We start from the raw sequence: 14,601 nt of genomic DNA, 5'->3' as shown, positions 1-14,601 counted from the left end.
TTACGTAACGGGTTATTGAATGGCCCGGATGAATCCGGGCCAGGATCGGGTCAGGGCAGCGTGGGCGTGGTCACCCAGCCGTGCGCCAGTAGCCAGTTGGTGACCGGCATCAAGGTGAACTCGACGCACAGCAGGCCGACCAGCGTCAGTACGAGAGTGTAGGGCAGCGCCATCCATACCATGCGGCCATAGGAGAGTCGGATAAGCGGCGCCAGCGCGGAGGTCAGCAGGAACAGGAATGCCGCCTGGCCGTTGGGGGTGGCGACCGACGGCAGGTTGGTGCCGGTATTGATCGCCACCGCCAGCATCTCAAACTGCGGCAGGCTGATAACGCCATGTTCGAGGGCGGTTTTCGCTTCGTTAATGTAGACCGTGCCGACAAAAACGTTATCCGAAATGGACGACAGCAGGCCGTTAAACAGGTAAAAGAGCGACAGCTGCGCGTGCGGCGAGGCCTGCAGCACAAATTCAATGACCGGGGTGAACAGCCGCTGGTCGATGATCACCGCCACAATGGCAAAGAACACCGTCAGCAGCGCGGTGAAGGGCAGCGCCTCGGTGAACGCCTTGCCAATGGCGTGCTCATCAGTCACCCCGGAAAACGTGGTGGCGAGGATGATCACCGACAGACCAATGAGCCCGACTTCGGCCAGATGAAAGGCGAGGGCGACGATCAGCCAGACACCAATCACCGCCTGGGCAATCAGCCGCAACTGCTCCTGACGGCTGCGCTGGGCGCGGCTGCGGTCGTCAAAGTCCTGCAGTACCTTCCGCACCGCGGGCGGCAGCGGTTCGCCGTAGCCAAACAGGCGATACTTTTCGACCAGCAGACAGGTCAACAGCCCACACACCATCACCGGCACGGTGACGGGTGCCATGCGGATAAAGAACTCGCCAAAATGCCAGCCCGCCGCTTTGGCGATAATCAGGTTTTGCGGTTCGCCAACCATGGTCATGACTCCGCCGAGGGCGGTCCCGACGCCGGCGTGCATCATCAGGCTGCGCAGAAAGCCGCGGAATTGCTCCAGCACCTCGCGGTAGTGCTGCTCGATATGGCTGTCGTCCAGCAGATCGTTATCATCAGGGCGAGCTGAAGCGACGCGGTGGTAGATGCCGTAGAACCCAACGGCGACGCTAATCACCACCGCCACCACGGTAAGCGCATCGAGAAAGGCGGAGAGGAAGGCGGCCGCCAGGCAGAAGGCCAGCGACAGCAGCATCTTGCTGCGGATCCCCAGCAGCAGGCGCGTGAAGACGAACAGCAGCAGTTGTTTCATAAAGTAGATGCCCGCGACCATGAAGATCAGCAGGAGCAGCACTTCAAGGTTGCCGGCGATCTCTTCCCGCACATGCGCCGGGCTGGTCATGCCGATCAGCAGCGCTTCAATCGCCAACAGGCCGCCCGGCAGCAGCGGGTAGCACTTCAGCGCCATGGCGAGGGTAAAGATAAACTCAACCACCAGCAGCCAGCCGGCGACAAACGGCGCCACGGCAAACACCAGCGGGTTTACGATTAAGAAAATGATTAATGCCAGCTTGTACCAGTCCGGCGACTGGCCAAGAAAATTGCGCCACAGCGCGCGGCCATATGAAATTTCCACGACAGAATCCTTCCCCGTCAATTAGTACATGATTTTGTGCGTAACTATTGGCAAGAGTATCAGTTGAGCAAAATGAGAAGCAACTTTCTTCGCACCGCGGCGGCGGTGACGGGTGATAAGGAAAAGCGCAAAGTAAAAACGGAAAATGAAACGGCGATCCCTTTTTAATTCACTTGCGATGCTATCTGCGCTATAGCGGCTCTGGTATGATGAGTGCAATTGCAACAATGTGTAATGGAAATATTATTATGGTCATTAAGGCGCAGAGCCCTGCGGGTTTCGCGGAAGAGTATATCATTGAGAGCATCTGGAATAACCGCTTCCCACCTGGATCGATTCTCCCCGCTGAACGCGAGCTTTCTGAGCTGATCGGTGTCACCCGCACCACTCTGCGCGAAGTGTTGCAGCGTCTGGCGCGTGACGGCTGGTTGACCATTCAGCATGGCAAGCCCACCAAAGTGAATAACTTCTGGGAGACCTCCGGGCTGAATATTCTCGAAACGCTGGCGCGCCTCGATCACGACAGCGTGCCGCAGCTGATTGATAACCTGCTCTCCGTACGCACCAATATTTCCACGATTTTTATTCGCACCGCGTTCCGTCAGCATCCGGATAAAGCGCTGGCGGTACTGGACAGCGCCCGGGAAGTGGAAGATCACGCCGACGCCTTTGCCGACCTCGATTACAATATCTTCCGCGGTCTGGCGTTTGCCTCCGGCAACCCGATTTACGGCCTGATCCTCAACGGCATGAAGGGGCTGTATACCCGCATCGGCCGCCACTATTTCTCCAGCCCGGAAGCGCGCAGCCTGGCGCTGGGCTTTTATCATCAGCTGGCGAAGGTGTGCGAAGGCGGCCTGCACGATCAGGTGTACGAGCTGGTCCGTCGCTACGGCCATGACAGCGGGGAGATCTGGCATCGGATGCAGAAATCGCTGCCCGGCGATTTAGCCATGAATATGCGTTAAGCCGGATATTGGCGATCGATAAACACAATAAGGGGGCCAGTGGCCCCCTTCGTCGTTTTCATCGTCCCGCAATGTTATAGCGCGTTCGGGCGCGCCGGGCAGCGGTCCAGCAGCTCAATGCTGCCGTCGGCGTTCTGCTGCTCCAGCAGCACATCGAATCCCCACAGACGATGCACATGTTTCAGCACTTCGCGCCGGCCTTTGTCCAGCGGGACGCGGTTGTGTGGCACATAGCGCAAGGTCAGCGAGCGGTCGCCGCGCAGGTCAACGTTCCACACCTGGATGTTCGGCTCAAGATTGCTGAGGTTATACTGCGCCGAGAGCTTGTTGCGGATCTCGCGATAGCCCTCTTCGTTGTGAATCGCCGAGATCTCAAGATAATTGTTGTGATCGTCGTCGAGCACGGTAAAGAAGCGGAAATCGCGCATGATCTTCGGCGACAGGAACTGGCTGATAAAGCTCTCGTCCTTGAAGTCACGCATGGCGAAATGCAACGTTTCCAGCCAGTCAGAACCGGCGATATCCGGGAACCAGTACTTGTCCTCTTCGGTGGGCGACTGACAGATGCGCTTGATGTCCTGGAACATGGCGAAGCCCAGCGCGTAGGGGTTAATCCCGCTATACCACGGACTGTTGTACGGCGGCTGGAACACCACGTTAGTGTGACTATGGAGAAACTCCAGCATAAAGCGCTCCGTCACTTTCCCTTCATCATAGAGATGGTTGAGGATGGTGTAGTGCCAGAAGGTGGCCCACCCCTCGTTCATCACCTGGGTCTGTTTCTGCGGGTAGAAATACTGGCTGACTTTACGCACGATGCGCAGGATCTCGCGCTGCCACGATTCGAGCAGCGGGGCGTTCTTCTCCATAAAGTACAGCAGGTTCTCCTGCGGTTCGGAAGGGTAGCGACGGGCGGACTCAATCGCTTTTTCTTCCTCGCGCTTCGGCAGGGTGCGCCACAGCATATTCACCTGGCTTTGCAGATACTCTTCCCGGCTTTTCTGCCGCGCTTTCTCCTCCTGCAAGGAGATTTTTTGCGGACGTTTATAGCGGTCGACGCCGTAGTTCATCAGCGCGTGGCAGGAGTCGAGGAGTTTCTCCACTTCGTCGACACCATAGCGCTCTTCACACTCGGTAATGTATTTGCGGGCGAAGATCAGGTAATCGATGATCGAGCTGGCGTCGGTCCAGCTGCGAAACAGATAGTTATTTTTAAAGAATGAGTTGTGCCCATAGCAGGCGTGCGCCATGACCAGCGCCTGCATGGTGATGGTGTTTTCTTCCATCAGGTAGGCGATACAGGGGTTGGAGTTGATGACTATCTCATACGCCAGGCCCTGCTGGCCGTGCTTATAGGCCTGCTCGGTCTCAATGAATTTCTTGCCGAACGACCAGTGCGGATAGTTGATGGGCATGCCGACGCTGGAGTAGGCGTCCATCATCTGCTCGGAAGTAATGACTTCGATCTGGTGCGGGTAGGTGTCAAGACGATAGAGCTTGGCGACCCGGTCCACTTCGGCCAGGTAGGTCTCCAGTAACTCGAACGTCCAGTCGGGTCCATCGCTTAAACGGGTGGTGTCCCTGTTCATGGAGTCAATCGTAGCCATTAGCGCGCCCTCGTTGTTGTTGGTTTTCTCTGAACGGAAAACCTCTAAACAAGCATAGAACACCGGATGGCAAACTGTATCGTCAGACAATTTCTTTTCTTCGCGATTTCCCCATCTCAAAGCCGTTTTTTGCGCTTATTTACAGAATTTAATGCTGGGTAAAAATAAAGCGCAGCATGAGATCGTAAATCTCGCAGCGCAGGGCTGGTGCGGTTTGCTGTGAGTTAAGTCACCATAAATAAAGCGTATGTTGAATAATATTTTCAACTGAGTTATCAATTTGTAATTAGATGATTGTTCTTTAACTGTTACGGAGTCGCTATGCGTGTCGTCATACTGGGAAGTGGGGTGGTTGGGGTAGCCAGCGCGTGGTATTTGAGTCAGGCGGGTCATGAGGTGACGGTTATCGACCGTCAGCCTGGTCCGGCAGAGGAGACCAGCGCGGCCAACGCCGGGCAGATTTCTCCCGGCTATGCGGCGCCCTGGGCGGCGCCGGGGGTGCCGCTGAAGGCGATCAAATGGATGTTTCAGCGCCATGCGCCGCTGGCGATCGGTCTTGACGGCACGTCGTTCCAGCTGAAGTGGATGTGGCAGATGCTGCGTAACTGCGACACCCGCCACTATATGGAGAACAAAGGCCGTATGGTGCGCCTGGCGGAGTACAGCCGCGACTGCCTGAAAGCGCTGCGCGACACCACCGGCATTCAGTATGAAGGGCGTCAGGGCGGGACGCTGCAGCTGTTCCGGACCGCCAAACAGTATGAAAATGCCACCCGCGACATCGCGGTGCTGGAAGACGCCGGCGTGCCGTACCAGCTGCTGGAAGCGAAGCGGCTGGCGGAGGTGGAGCCGGCGCTGGCGGAAGTCAGCCATAAACTGACCGGCGGCCTGCGCCTGCCCAACGATGAAACCGGCGACTGCCAGCTGTTTACCACCCGTCTGGCGGCAATGGCGGAACAGGCCGGGGTCACTTTCCGCTTCAACACCGCAGTGGACGCCCTGCTACAGGAGGGCGATCGCATTGCCGGGGTGAAATGCGGCGATGAGATTATCAAGGGCGATGCCTATGTGATGGCCTTCGGCTCCTACTCAACGGCGATGCTTAAAGGGCTGGTGGATATACCGGTCTATCCCCTGAAAGGCTACTCATTGACCATTCCGATTGCCCAGGAGGACGGCGCGCCGGTTTCCACTATCCTTGATGAAACATACAAAATCGCTATTACCCGCTTCGATCAGCGCATTCGCGTCGGCGGCATGGCCGAGATCGTCGGTTTTAACAAAGCGCTGCTGCAGCCGCGTCGCGAAACCCTGGAGATGGTGGTGCGCGATCTGTTCCCGCGCGGCGGCCACGTGGAGCAGGCGACGTTCTGGACCGGCCTGCGGCCGATGACACCGGACGGCACGCCGGTGGTCGGCCGCACGGCGTATAAAAATCTGTGGCTCAACACCGGCCACGGCACGCTTGGCTGGACCATGGCCTGCGGCTCCGGGCAGCTTATCAGCGATCTGATCTCCGGGCGCACGCCGGCGATCCCTTACGACGATCTGGCGGTCGCCCGCTACAGCCCCGGGTTCACCCCGGCGCGTCCGCAGCATCTGCATGGCGCACACAACTAAGGAGCTTGCATGACCCGTCCGGTAGTGGCCAGCATCGACCTGCTGGCCTTGCGGCAGAATTTACAGATAGTGCGTCGCGCGGCCCCTGGGTCGCGCCTGTGGGCGGTGGTCAAAGCCAACGCCTACGGCCACGGCGTGGCGCGCGTATGGAGTGCGTTAAGCGGGGCGGATGGTTTCGCCTTGCTCAACCTGGAAGAGGCGATCCTGCTGCGCGAGCAGGGCTGGAAAGGTCCGATCCTGCTGCTGGAGGGCTTCTTCCATGCCGATGAGCTGGCGGTGCTCGATCAATATCGCTTAACCACCAGCGTCCACAGCAACTGGCAGATTAAGGCGCTGCAGCAGGCGAAGCTGCGCGCGCCGCTGGATATCTATCTCAAGGTGAACAGCGGTATGAACCGGCTGGGCTTTATGCCGGAGCGGGTGCATACCGTCTGGCAGCAGCTGCGGGCGATAAGCAACGTCGGCGAAATGACGCTGATGTCGCACTTCGCGGAGGCGGAGAACCCGCAGGGGATTGTCGAGCCGATGCGCCGTATCGAACAGGCGGCGGAGGGGCTGGATTGCCCGCGCTCGCTGGCCAACTCGGCGGCGACCCTCTGGCATCCGGAAGCGCATTTTGACTGGGTGCGTCCGGGCATCGTGCTGTATGGCGCGTCGCCTTCCGGGCAGTGGCAGGACATCGCGAACACCGGGCTGAAGCCGGTCATGACGCTGCGCAGCGAAATCATCGGCGTGCAGAACCTGCGCCCCGGCGAGGCGATTGGCTATGGCGGCCTGTACCGCACCAGCCAGGAGCAGCGGATCGGCATCGTCGCCTGCGGCTATGCCGATGGCTATCCGCGGGTGGCGCCGAGCGGCACGCCGGTGCTGGTGGATGGCGTACGCACCACTACCGTTGGACGCGTATCGATGGATATGCTGGCGGTCGATTTAACGCCTTGTCCGCAGGCCGGGATCGGCGCGCCGGTCGAGCTGTGGGGCAAAGAGATTAAAATCGACGACGTGGCGGCCAGCAGCGGCACCGTCGGCTATGAGCTGATGTGCGCCCTGGCGCCGCGGGTGCCGGTTGTGACCCTGTAACCTATTCCGGGGCGGATCACTCCGCCTCGTCTTCCGCGACCCGCACCCCAACCTTCAGCACGTGATCGTTCTCTTTTTCCGCCACCGTCCACACCATCCCGGCGAACTCCACCTGGTCCCCCACCACCGGCGCCGCGCCCAGCAGCTGCTGCACCACTTCCCCGAGCGACTGCTGATGCTCGCGGAACTCCTCTCCGCCGTCGAGGCCGTAGATTTGCGCCACATCGGCGAAGCGGGCCTCGGCATCAAGAATAAAGTCGCCGAAAAAGCGCTGATCGAGCGCCACCGGCGGCGACTGGCTGAACATTTTGCCCAGCGCCGGCAGGTCGTGCTCCCGACCAATGACGCACAGGATATCGCCTTCCCGCAGGCGGGTGCTGCCGGTGGGGTGCAGCAGGGCATTGTTGCGAAACAGCGCCGCAATCCGCGTCTCCGGCGGCATATGCAGATCGCGCAGCGCCGCGCCGATGCACCACTTATCGGCGCCCAGCTGATAGACAAACTGCTCCCACGGGTTTTCCGGGTGAATATCCAGCCCGACGCGGGAGATGGGCCAGCTGATGGGCGGCACCACCACTTTGGCTTTCTTCGCCGCCCACGATAGCGAGGTGCCCTGCAGCAGCAGCGACACCAGCACCACGAAGAAGGCGACATTGAAGAACAGACGGGCGTTGTCCAGCCCGGCCATCATCGGGAATACCGCGAGAATAATGGGCACCGCGCCGCGCAGGCCAACCCAGCTGATAAACACCCGTTCGCGCAGGTTAAAGCCGCGAAACGGCAGCAGGCCGGCAAACACCGACAGCGGGCGGGCAATGAAAATCATCCACATCGACAGCAGCAGCGCCGGGATGGCGATCGGCAGCAGGTCGGATGGCGTCACCAGCAGGCCCAGCACCAGGAACATGGCGATCTGCGCCAGCCACGCCAGGCCGTCGAAGTTCTGCAGGATACCGTGTCGGTTGCGGATCGGCCGGTTGCCCAGCAGAAAGCCGCAGAGATAGACGGCAAGGATACCGCTGCCGTCGAGGGTGGTGGTGACGGCAAAAATCATGATCCCGCCGCTCAGCGCCAGCAGTGGATAGAGCCCGGCGGGCAGCACGATACGGTTGATCATCTGCAGCAGCAGGTAGCCTCCGCCGAGGCCGATGGCGATCCCGAGACCAAACTGCTGGATGATATGCACGGCGAACATCCAGCTGAGGCCGGTCTGGTGCTGCTGGATCATTTCGATCAGGGTGATGGTCAGGAAGACGGCCATCGGGTCGTTACTGCCTGACTCAATCTCCAGCGTTGAGCCGACGCGCTCGTTGAGCCCCTTGCCGCCGAGCAGCGAGAAAACCGCCGCAGCGTCGGTGGAGCCGACAATGGCGCCGATCAGCAGGCCTTCGATCATATCCAGCTTGAACAGCCAGGCAGCCATCATCCCGGTCAGCGCCGAGGTGATCAGTACCCCGACCGTCGCCAGCGATAGCGCGGGCCATAGTGCGACGCGAAAGGAGCTGGCCTGGGTGCGCATCCCGCCGTCCAGCAGGATCACCGCCAGCGCCAAGTTACTCACCATATAGGCGAAGGGGTAGTTGTCGAAGGGGATGCCACCGATGCCGTCAATGCCTGCCAGCATCCCGATGGCCAGAAAGATGACCAGAATCGGGATGCCAAGGCGCGAAGAAAAGGAGCTCAATAAGATACTGCAGGTTACTAAAACAGAACCCAGAATAAACAGACTAATGACCGCAGCGGCGTCCAATGTTCACGTACTCCCTGACTGGCGTGAAAAAATGGCTAAAAGTGACACTATTTTAACAATTCGCAGGGGATCCGCCTATGCGTCCGGGAAATTTATTCTGTCAGCACCGGGTGGCCGCTGATCGTCAGAGTGGTGGTAGCTGCCTGATTCACCAGTCGCGCGCGGGCGCCCAGCGGCAGGGTCACCGTGCGCTGCTCGTGGCCAAACTCCAGTCCGCTAATCAACGGCAGGGAGAGCTGCTGGCGCAGGTAATCAAAGACCTGCGGCAAATCGTACCCCGCGTCATAGTCGTTTGGCGCGCTGCCGGTGAAGCTGCCGAAGATCACTGCTTTCTGCGCCGCCAGCACGCCGCTGTGCAACAGCTGAAGCAGCATGCGCTCGACGCGGAACGGGTGCTCGTTGATATCCTCCACCACCAGGATGCCGTCGCGGATCGCCGGTAGCCACGGCGTGCCGATAAGCGAGGTCAGCATCGCCAGATTTCCTCCCCACAGGGTGCCTTCCACCTGGCAGTTCGGCCCTTCGCCCGGCCATTCGAGGGTAAATTCCGCCTGGCGTAGCGCCTGCCAGAAATGGTGCTCGGTATACGGATCGAGGGTCTCCGCGCCGAAGTTGCCCGCGAGCATTGGCCCGCTGAAGGTGATGACGTTGCCCGTAGCCAGCAGGCCCGACTGGATAGCAGTGAAATCGCTGTGGCCGCAAATCAGCAGCGGGTCGCGCTGCTGGCGGGCAATCAGTCCCTGCCAGTCGATATGCGGCAGCAGGCGACTGGCGCCGTAGCCGCCGCGCACCGCGAGGACGATACGGTTGCGCCCGGGCAGCTGGGCCAGCTGGTTAATATCGGCCAGGCGTTCCTGTTCAGTCCCGGCGAAACGCTGCTGCCGGCGGGGAATGACCTGCTGGTGGGCCACCTCATGTCCGGCCTGCTGCAGACGCTCGACGCCGCGGGCTGCCGCCTGCTGGTTGATGCAATAACCCGATGGCGCGACCAGATAAAACTGAGACATGATAATTCCTTGCTATGAATGAAAGGGTTATGATGCCGCCTGGAATGGCGATTGTCATCTCCAGGTGGCTAACTTCAGTCCGCACCCGTCATCCTTCAGGTTGTCGGCCGGCGGGGGACGTACCGCTGCCGTCGTTCTGCAGCATGATGGCGTTTGGGTAGATAAGGATAGATGTGTGAAATTGAGATGGTTGCTTATTTTAGTCGTTTTTCTGGCCGGTTGTAGTTCGAAACATGATTACACTAACCCGCCGTGGAACCCCGAGGTCCCGGTGAAGCGGGCGATGCAGTGGATGCCGATCAGTGAAAAAGCCGGCGCCGCCTGGGGCGTGGACCCGCAGCTGATCACGGCGATCATCGCCATCGAGTCGGGCGGTAATCCAGCGGTGGTGAGTAAATCCGGCGCCGTCGGGCTGATGCAGCTCAAGCCGTCGACCTCCGGACGCGATGTCTACCGGCGGATGGGCTGGCGCGGCGAGCCGTCGGTCAGTGAGCTGAAAAACCCGGAACGTAATATCTCGATGGGGGCCGCCTATCTGAGCATTCTGGAGAACGGTCCGCTGGCGGGGATCAAAGACCCGCAGGTGATGCGCTACGCGGTGGTGGTCTCCTATGCCAACGGTGCCGGCGCCCTGCTGCGCACCTTCTCGTCGGATCGCCAGGACGCCATCGATGAGATTAACGATCTCGACGCCGATGAGTTCTTCGAGCATGTGGTGAAAAAACACCCGGCACCGCAGGCGCCGCGCTATATCTGGAAACTGCAGAAAGCGCTGGACGCCATGTAGGCCTACGCTCACCCCGCTGACCTGGCGGGGTGAGTGCTTCTCACTCGCCTAATCCTCGGTACGCAGCGAGGAGATAGCGCTCATCGGCGCAATGAGCGTTTTATAGTCCCGGTAGCGCTCGGGAAGGGATCCTGGGCCGTTCACCGCCACGCAGAGCATGGCTGTCGCGTCATCTTCCTGATCGCCTTTCAGCGCTAACGCTTCTCGTAACGCATCGATGCAGGCATGGGCGTCATGATGTGAGATGCCGCAGATATCGAGACGAATGGTTTTGCTAATGGCTTCTATCCATAACCCGCCCCACAAAACGCAACCCGTGGGCATGAGCAGGCAACTAAAGATGCTGTACGCGGTGAAGTCGAGCCAGATAAAGGTCTTACTGAAAACGATAATGCCGAGGGCGAGCGAAGGGATGCTGATGGCCAGCATATTACACCCGCGGCGCAGCGGACTTAAGGCTAAGCCCGCGCTCGCTATCTGTTCCTGCCAGAGGTTACGTCCGGCAATACTCAGGCTGCAGGGCAGATCTTCATGACACGGCTTTCGCACCTCAAAATGGTCAAACAGTATTCTTTCAATGACGTTCATTTCCTGGTTTGCATAGCGTCCGTTGGCCAAAACCTGCCCGGCCTCCGGGATCCACAGATACTTTTTACTGAGTAAGCTGAACATCGCCAGCTGGATCACCCGGGTCCCTTCTCCGGTCAGCCAGGCCAGCAGCCATGGACTGACCTCCGTCGCGTGCGGCTGGGGCTGAGCCGCTGGCCGTGTCACGACGATCGTCGTACCGATAGCAATATAGATACCCGGGACGATAAACATAAATCCGCCAAGAAACAGCAGTGGATGCAGATGCATCATAAAATTCCACATACTGTCCCCTCGTTAATCCAGGCGCTGCAGACAAAAGGGATACTGAATAAGGTTGATGATTTTTACATATTCAGCAAATCTTTCGGGAAGCAGGGTGGTTGTACCAATCGCCACGCAATAATCGGCGTTTTCATCGGTCAGGGTATCTGCGTCAGCAATAAGCGTCTCTTTCAGGGTATCAATATAGTGGTGAAGAATATTAATAGCGATCCCCTCCCGGTCGAGCCGGGTGGCATTTAAGGTGATGCATAATAGCCACAGCCACCACAGTCCGGAAACCATAAACATCACCAGCCAGCTCAATACGCTGGAGTGAATTATCGCCTGATGATCAAATAGTGTTTTCCAGACGAGCACAGCGATTAACAGCAGGGAGGGGGCGGCAATCACTATCATGTTCCACGTTTGGTGCGTTGGGCTTAGCCGTAGTCCACTGCTGTGGGGATCGGTAGCCCAGTGGTTTTGTTCAGCGACGTGCAGAGAAAGCGGGAGATCCTGGTGACAGGATTTTGGCGTAGCGAAATGGTCAAACAGTATTTTTTCCACGCAGGTCATTTTGCATTCGGCATACTGCTGATTGGCGCAGAGCTGAATATCTTCAGCAGAATGGATGAGGGTGACATAGTTTTTTCTTAACAGCCGGAACATGGCCAGCTGAATGACGCGGGTGGCGCGATGACGTAGCCAGGCTAAAAAAGAGGGGGAGATAGAATAGGGCGCCGGAACGGCGGTGGTATTTTTAGCGGGGCGGGTCTTCACAATAATCATATTCAGCAGAATATATATCACTGTGGTGGATAATACATAATAACCCATAAATGATAACGGGTGTAAATTGGCGATATAGCTAATGACGGGGTTCACTTTTATTCCTTGTGAGCGCTATAACCGGTTTGCGCCAGCATAGTAAGCTTTCTCATCCACGGGGGGCAAGTGAAATAATGGGGTGGCATTTTTAAGTTAATTTCAGCAATAAAAGCGAGACAAAAGTCTTCATGAAAGCCTCCGCCGTCATGGCCGGAGGCTTATATTGCTGCGGTCAGTTAAAAGTCGTAGCCCACGGTGGCCATGACGCTGCGCTCTGCTCCCCAGTAGCAGTTGCCGGTGCCGTAGCAGCCGGAAATATACTCGCGGTCGCCGATATTGTTGGCGTTAACCTGCACATAAGCGCCTTTCAGCGTTGGCGACCAGACACCGAGGTCGGCCCGCATCATGGCATCCATCAGCGTGACCGACGGCAGCCGCGCGGTGTTGGCATCATCCGCCCACTGTTTGCCGATGTAGCGGACGCCAGCGCCCACCGAGATCCCCGCCGGGAACTGATAGCGCGCCCAGAAGGAGGCCATCTGATCCGGGGTCAGCTGCGGCGTGTTGTTATCGGTACCGTCCCTGGTGTCCTGGAAGCGCAGACGATTCCAGGTATACGAGGCGATAGTACTCAGCTGCGGGGTGATCTGGTGGTGTGCTTCCAGCTCAACGCCCTGGGAATGGACCTTACCCGCCGGAATATAGGTGGCGGTGGCGATGTTCGGGTCGCGGGTGGCGACATCCTTTTGCGTCAGGTCGTAAATTGCAATGCTATAGAGGTCGCGGCTGCCCGGCGGCTGGAACTTCAGACCGGCTTCGACCTGCTCGGCGGTGGTCGGTTTCAGCGGTTTGCCGTCCGCGCCCGGCAGCATCGCCGGGGTGATCGCCTGGCTGTAGCTCAGATAAGGCGAAAGGCCATTATCCAGGGCGTACAACAGCGAGGCGCGGCCGCTGATATGGTCGTCTGAACGGCGGTTTGAGGTGCCGAAGGTATCGCTGACCTGCTGGGAAACGATGCGGTCGTAGCGTGCGGAAACATCCACATGCCAGCGGTTCCAGACCATCTCATCCTGCAGATACAGCCCGGTCTGGTAGTAGCGGCGATTATTGTCGTCGCTGTAGGTAACTGTATGCCCGGTCTGCGCGGTATAGCCGGTAAACGGGTTTAGCGGCGCCGCACCGCCGGCGCCGGTCCACAGATCGTTGCGGAAGCGATGATATTCGGCGCCGAGGATCAGGGTATGCGCCAGGTCGCCAGTATTGAAATCGGCGCGCAGGCGGTTATCGGTCGACCAGCCGTCCAGCGAACCGCGCGAACCGCTGTAGCCGCGGGTCAGCATGTCGCTGTCATCTATCCAGCCGACCTGGTAGACCTGATCGAGGGAGACGTTGGTGTGGGTGTAGCTCCCGGCGGAATAGACCGACCAGACGTCGGTGAACTGGTGGTCAAACTCATAGCTGTAGATCTGCTGGCGGCGCTGATAGCCATCTCCCGGATCGCCCTCGTTGGTGCTGGGGGAGAGCTTACGACCATTATGCGCGTAGCGGGTGCCGTCCAGCGGCAAAGAGCCGTGGTAGCCGCCGGAAGGATCTTTTTGCAGATAGGCGCGCAGCAGCAGCGAGGTGTCGCTGTCCGGCTGCCATAGCAGGGAAGGCGAAATCGCGTAGCGCTCTTCGCGGGTATGGTCATACTGCGTGTCGCTGCTGCGGGTCATCCCGATCAGCCGCCATGCCCACTGCTCGTTGATGGCGTCGGTGTAATCGAAGGCCGCGCCTTTGGTATTTTGCGTACCGCCGGTCAGGCGGACGTGGCCCTGCTGGCTAAACTGCGGGCGTTTGGAGGTCAGGTTGACCACGCCGCCCGGCACGCTCTGCCCGTAGAGCGCGGAGGAGGGGCCGCGGATCACATCGACGCGTTCGATAAACCACGGGTCGATTTGCACAACGTTATGACTGCCGCCGTCGCTCATCAGGCGCATACCGTCGAGGAACAGGTTATCGACGTCGCCGCCGTGGTAGCCGCGCAGGGAGATAGCGTCGAACCGGGTCGCGCCGCCGCCGAAGCTGGAGTAGACCCCCGGGGTATATTCCAGCGCCTGGCTGATGGTATTCGCCCCCTGGTCCGCCATCTGCTGGCGGGTGACCACCGATACCGACTGGGCGGTGGTGATTAACGGCTGGTCGGTTTTCGTCGCCCCGAGCGAAGTGCTGGCGCTGTAGCCTTCAGTCGGCGCGCTGGCGGACGCCGGCGGGCTGGCAGTGACCACCACGGTCTCTTCAGCTTGCGCGGTGAGGGGAAGGGCGACCACGAGGGCGTACAGCAGCCTCGGGCGTTTTCGGAAAATAGCCACGTTCATAAGATCATCCTGAACCAACGCGGTCTGGTACTCCTGTACGCCGCCGCGGGAAAAACGAATCTGTCATTGTTCGTTAAAAAGTAATGCGAATTATTATTGTTTGTATTTATGTGATCAAGCGAAAGGTGACCGGTTCAGGGCGAT

At 59.1% G+C, this 14,601-nt stretch carries 11 protein-coding genes and 1 pseudogene; 5 read left to right on the top strand and 7 right to left on the bottom strand.

Annotated features, from left to right (window positions below; translation table 11 throughout):
* Window positions 1-50: 50 nt before the first annotated feature.
* The gene (nhaB, locus tag AS136_RS17900; protein WP_023322880.1) at window positions 51-1,601 is read right to left on the bottom strand and encodes a sodium/proton antiporter NhaB; all 1,551 of its coding nucleotides are present in this window, start codon (window positions 1,599-1,601) and stop codon (window positions 51-53) included.
* A gap of 248 nt (window positions 1,602-1,849) precedes the next feature.
* Between nhaB and fadR the strand changes: the two genes are divergently transcribed.
* A complete protein-coding gene (fadR, locus tag AS136_RS17895; protein WP_012541278.1) occupies window positions 1,850-2,569 on the top strand; it encodes a fatty acid metabolism transcriptional regulator FadR in 720 nt (239 codons plus the stop codon).
* Between the two features lie 74 nt (window positions 2,570-2,643).
* On the opposite strand, the gene AS136_RS17890 is transcribed toward fadR, so the two are convergent.
* The gene (locus tag AS136_RS17890; RefSeq protein ID WP_004203310.1) at window positions 2,644-4,176 is read right to left on the bottom strand and encodes a SpoVR family protein; all 1,533 of its coding nucleotides are present in this window, start codon (window positions 4,174-4,176) and stop codon (window positions 2,644-2,646) included.
* Window positions 4,177-4,264: 88 nt separating this feature from the next.
* On the opposite strand from AS136_RS17890, the pseudogene AS136_RS28770 reads away from it, so the two are divergent.
* From AS136_RS28770 to dadX, 3 genes and pseudogenes are all read left to right on the top strand, one after another.
* Window positions 4,265-4,399 (top strand): annotated as a pseudogene (locus AS136_RS28770) (hypothetical protein); the annotation flags it as partial.
* 98 nt (window positions 4,400-4,497) lie between these two features.
* Complete coding sequence (locus tag AS136_RS17885; protein WP_008804309.1) at window positions 4,498-5,796, top strand: D-amino acid dehydrogenase; 1,299 nt, start codon at window positions 4,498-4,500, stop codon at window positions 5,794-5,796.
* A 9-nt stretch (window positions 5,797-5,805) separates the two neighbouring features.
* Window positions 5,806-6,876 (top strand): catabolic alanine racemase DadX, encoded by a 1,071-nt coding sequence (gene dadX / locus AS136_RS17880; RefSeq protein WP_012967778.1) that lies wholly within the window; start codon window positions 5,806-5,808, stop codon window positions 6,874-6,876.
* Window positions 6,877-6,892: 16 nt separating this feature from the next.
* On the opposite strand, the gene AS136_RS17875 is transcribed toward dadX, so the two are convergent.
* Together AS136_RS17875 and ldcA are read right to left on the bottom strand one after the other, a co-directional pair.
* Window positions 6,893-8,626 (bottom strand): potassium/proton antiporter, encoded by a 1,734-nt coding sequence (locus AS136_RS17875; protein ID WP_008804311.1) that lies wholly within the window; start codon window positions 8,624-8,626, stop codon window positions 6,893-6,895.
* Window positions 8,627-8,718: 92 nt separating this feature from the next.
* A complete protein-coding gene (gene ldcA, locus AS136_RS17870) occupies window positions 8,719-9,633 on the bottom strand; it encodes a muramoyltetrapeptide carboxypeptidase (RefSeq protein ID WP_023322879.1) in 915 nt (304 codons plus the stop codon).
* Window positions 9,634-9,808: 175 nt separating this feature from the next.
* On the opposite strand from ldcA, the gene emtA reads away from it, so the two are divergent.
* The gene (gene emtA / locus AS136_RS17865) at window positions 9,809-10,420 is read left to right on the top strand and encodes a membrane-bound lytic murein transglycosylase EmtA (RefSeq protein WP_008804313.1); all 612 of its coding nucleotides are present in this window, start codon (window positions 9,809-9,811) and stop codon (window positions 10,418-10,420) included.
* 48 nt (window positions 10,421-10,468) lie between these two features.
* Here emtA and AS136_RS17860 read toward each other — a convergent pair whose 3' ends face one another.
* The 3 genes from AS136_RS17860 to AS136_RS17850 form a co-directional block, all read right to left on the bottom strand.
* A complete protein-coding gene (locus AS136_RS17860) occupies window positions 10,469-11,293 on the bottom strand; it encodes a TIGR04222 domain-containing membrane protein (protein ID WP_023297865.1) in 825 nt (274 codons plus the stop codon).
* 12 nt (window positions 11,294-11,305) lie between these two features.
* A complete protein-coding gene (locus AS136_RS17855) occupies window positions 11,306-12,157 on the bottom strand; it encodes a DUF2207 domain-containing protein (protein WP_023322878.1) in 852 nt (283 codons plus the stop codon).
* A 179-nt stretch (window positions 12,158-12,336) separates the two neighbouring features.
* A complete protein-coding gene (locus tag AS136_RS17850; RefSeq protein ID WP_023322877.1) occupies window positions 12,337-14,457 on the bottom strand; it encodes a TonB-dependent siderophore receptor in 2,121 nt (706 codons plus the stop codon).
* Window positions 14,458-14,601 lie beyond the last annotated feature (144 nt).

The sequence above is a fragment of the Klebsiella sp. D5A genome, from assembly GCF_001620885.1.
GTDB lineage: Bacteria > Pseudomonadota > Gammaproteobacteria > Enterobacterales > Enterobacteriaceae > Klebsiella > Klebsiella variicola.
This window is presented reverse-complemented; position numbering and strand designations above follow the sequence as displayed.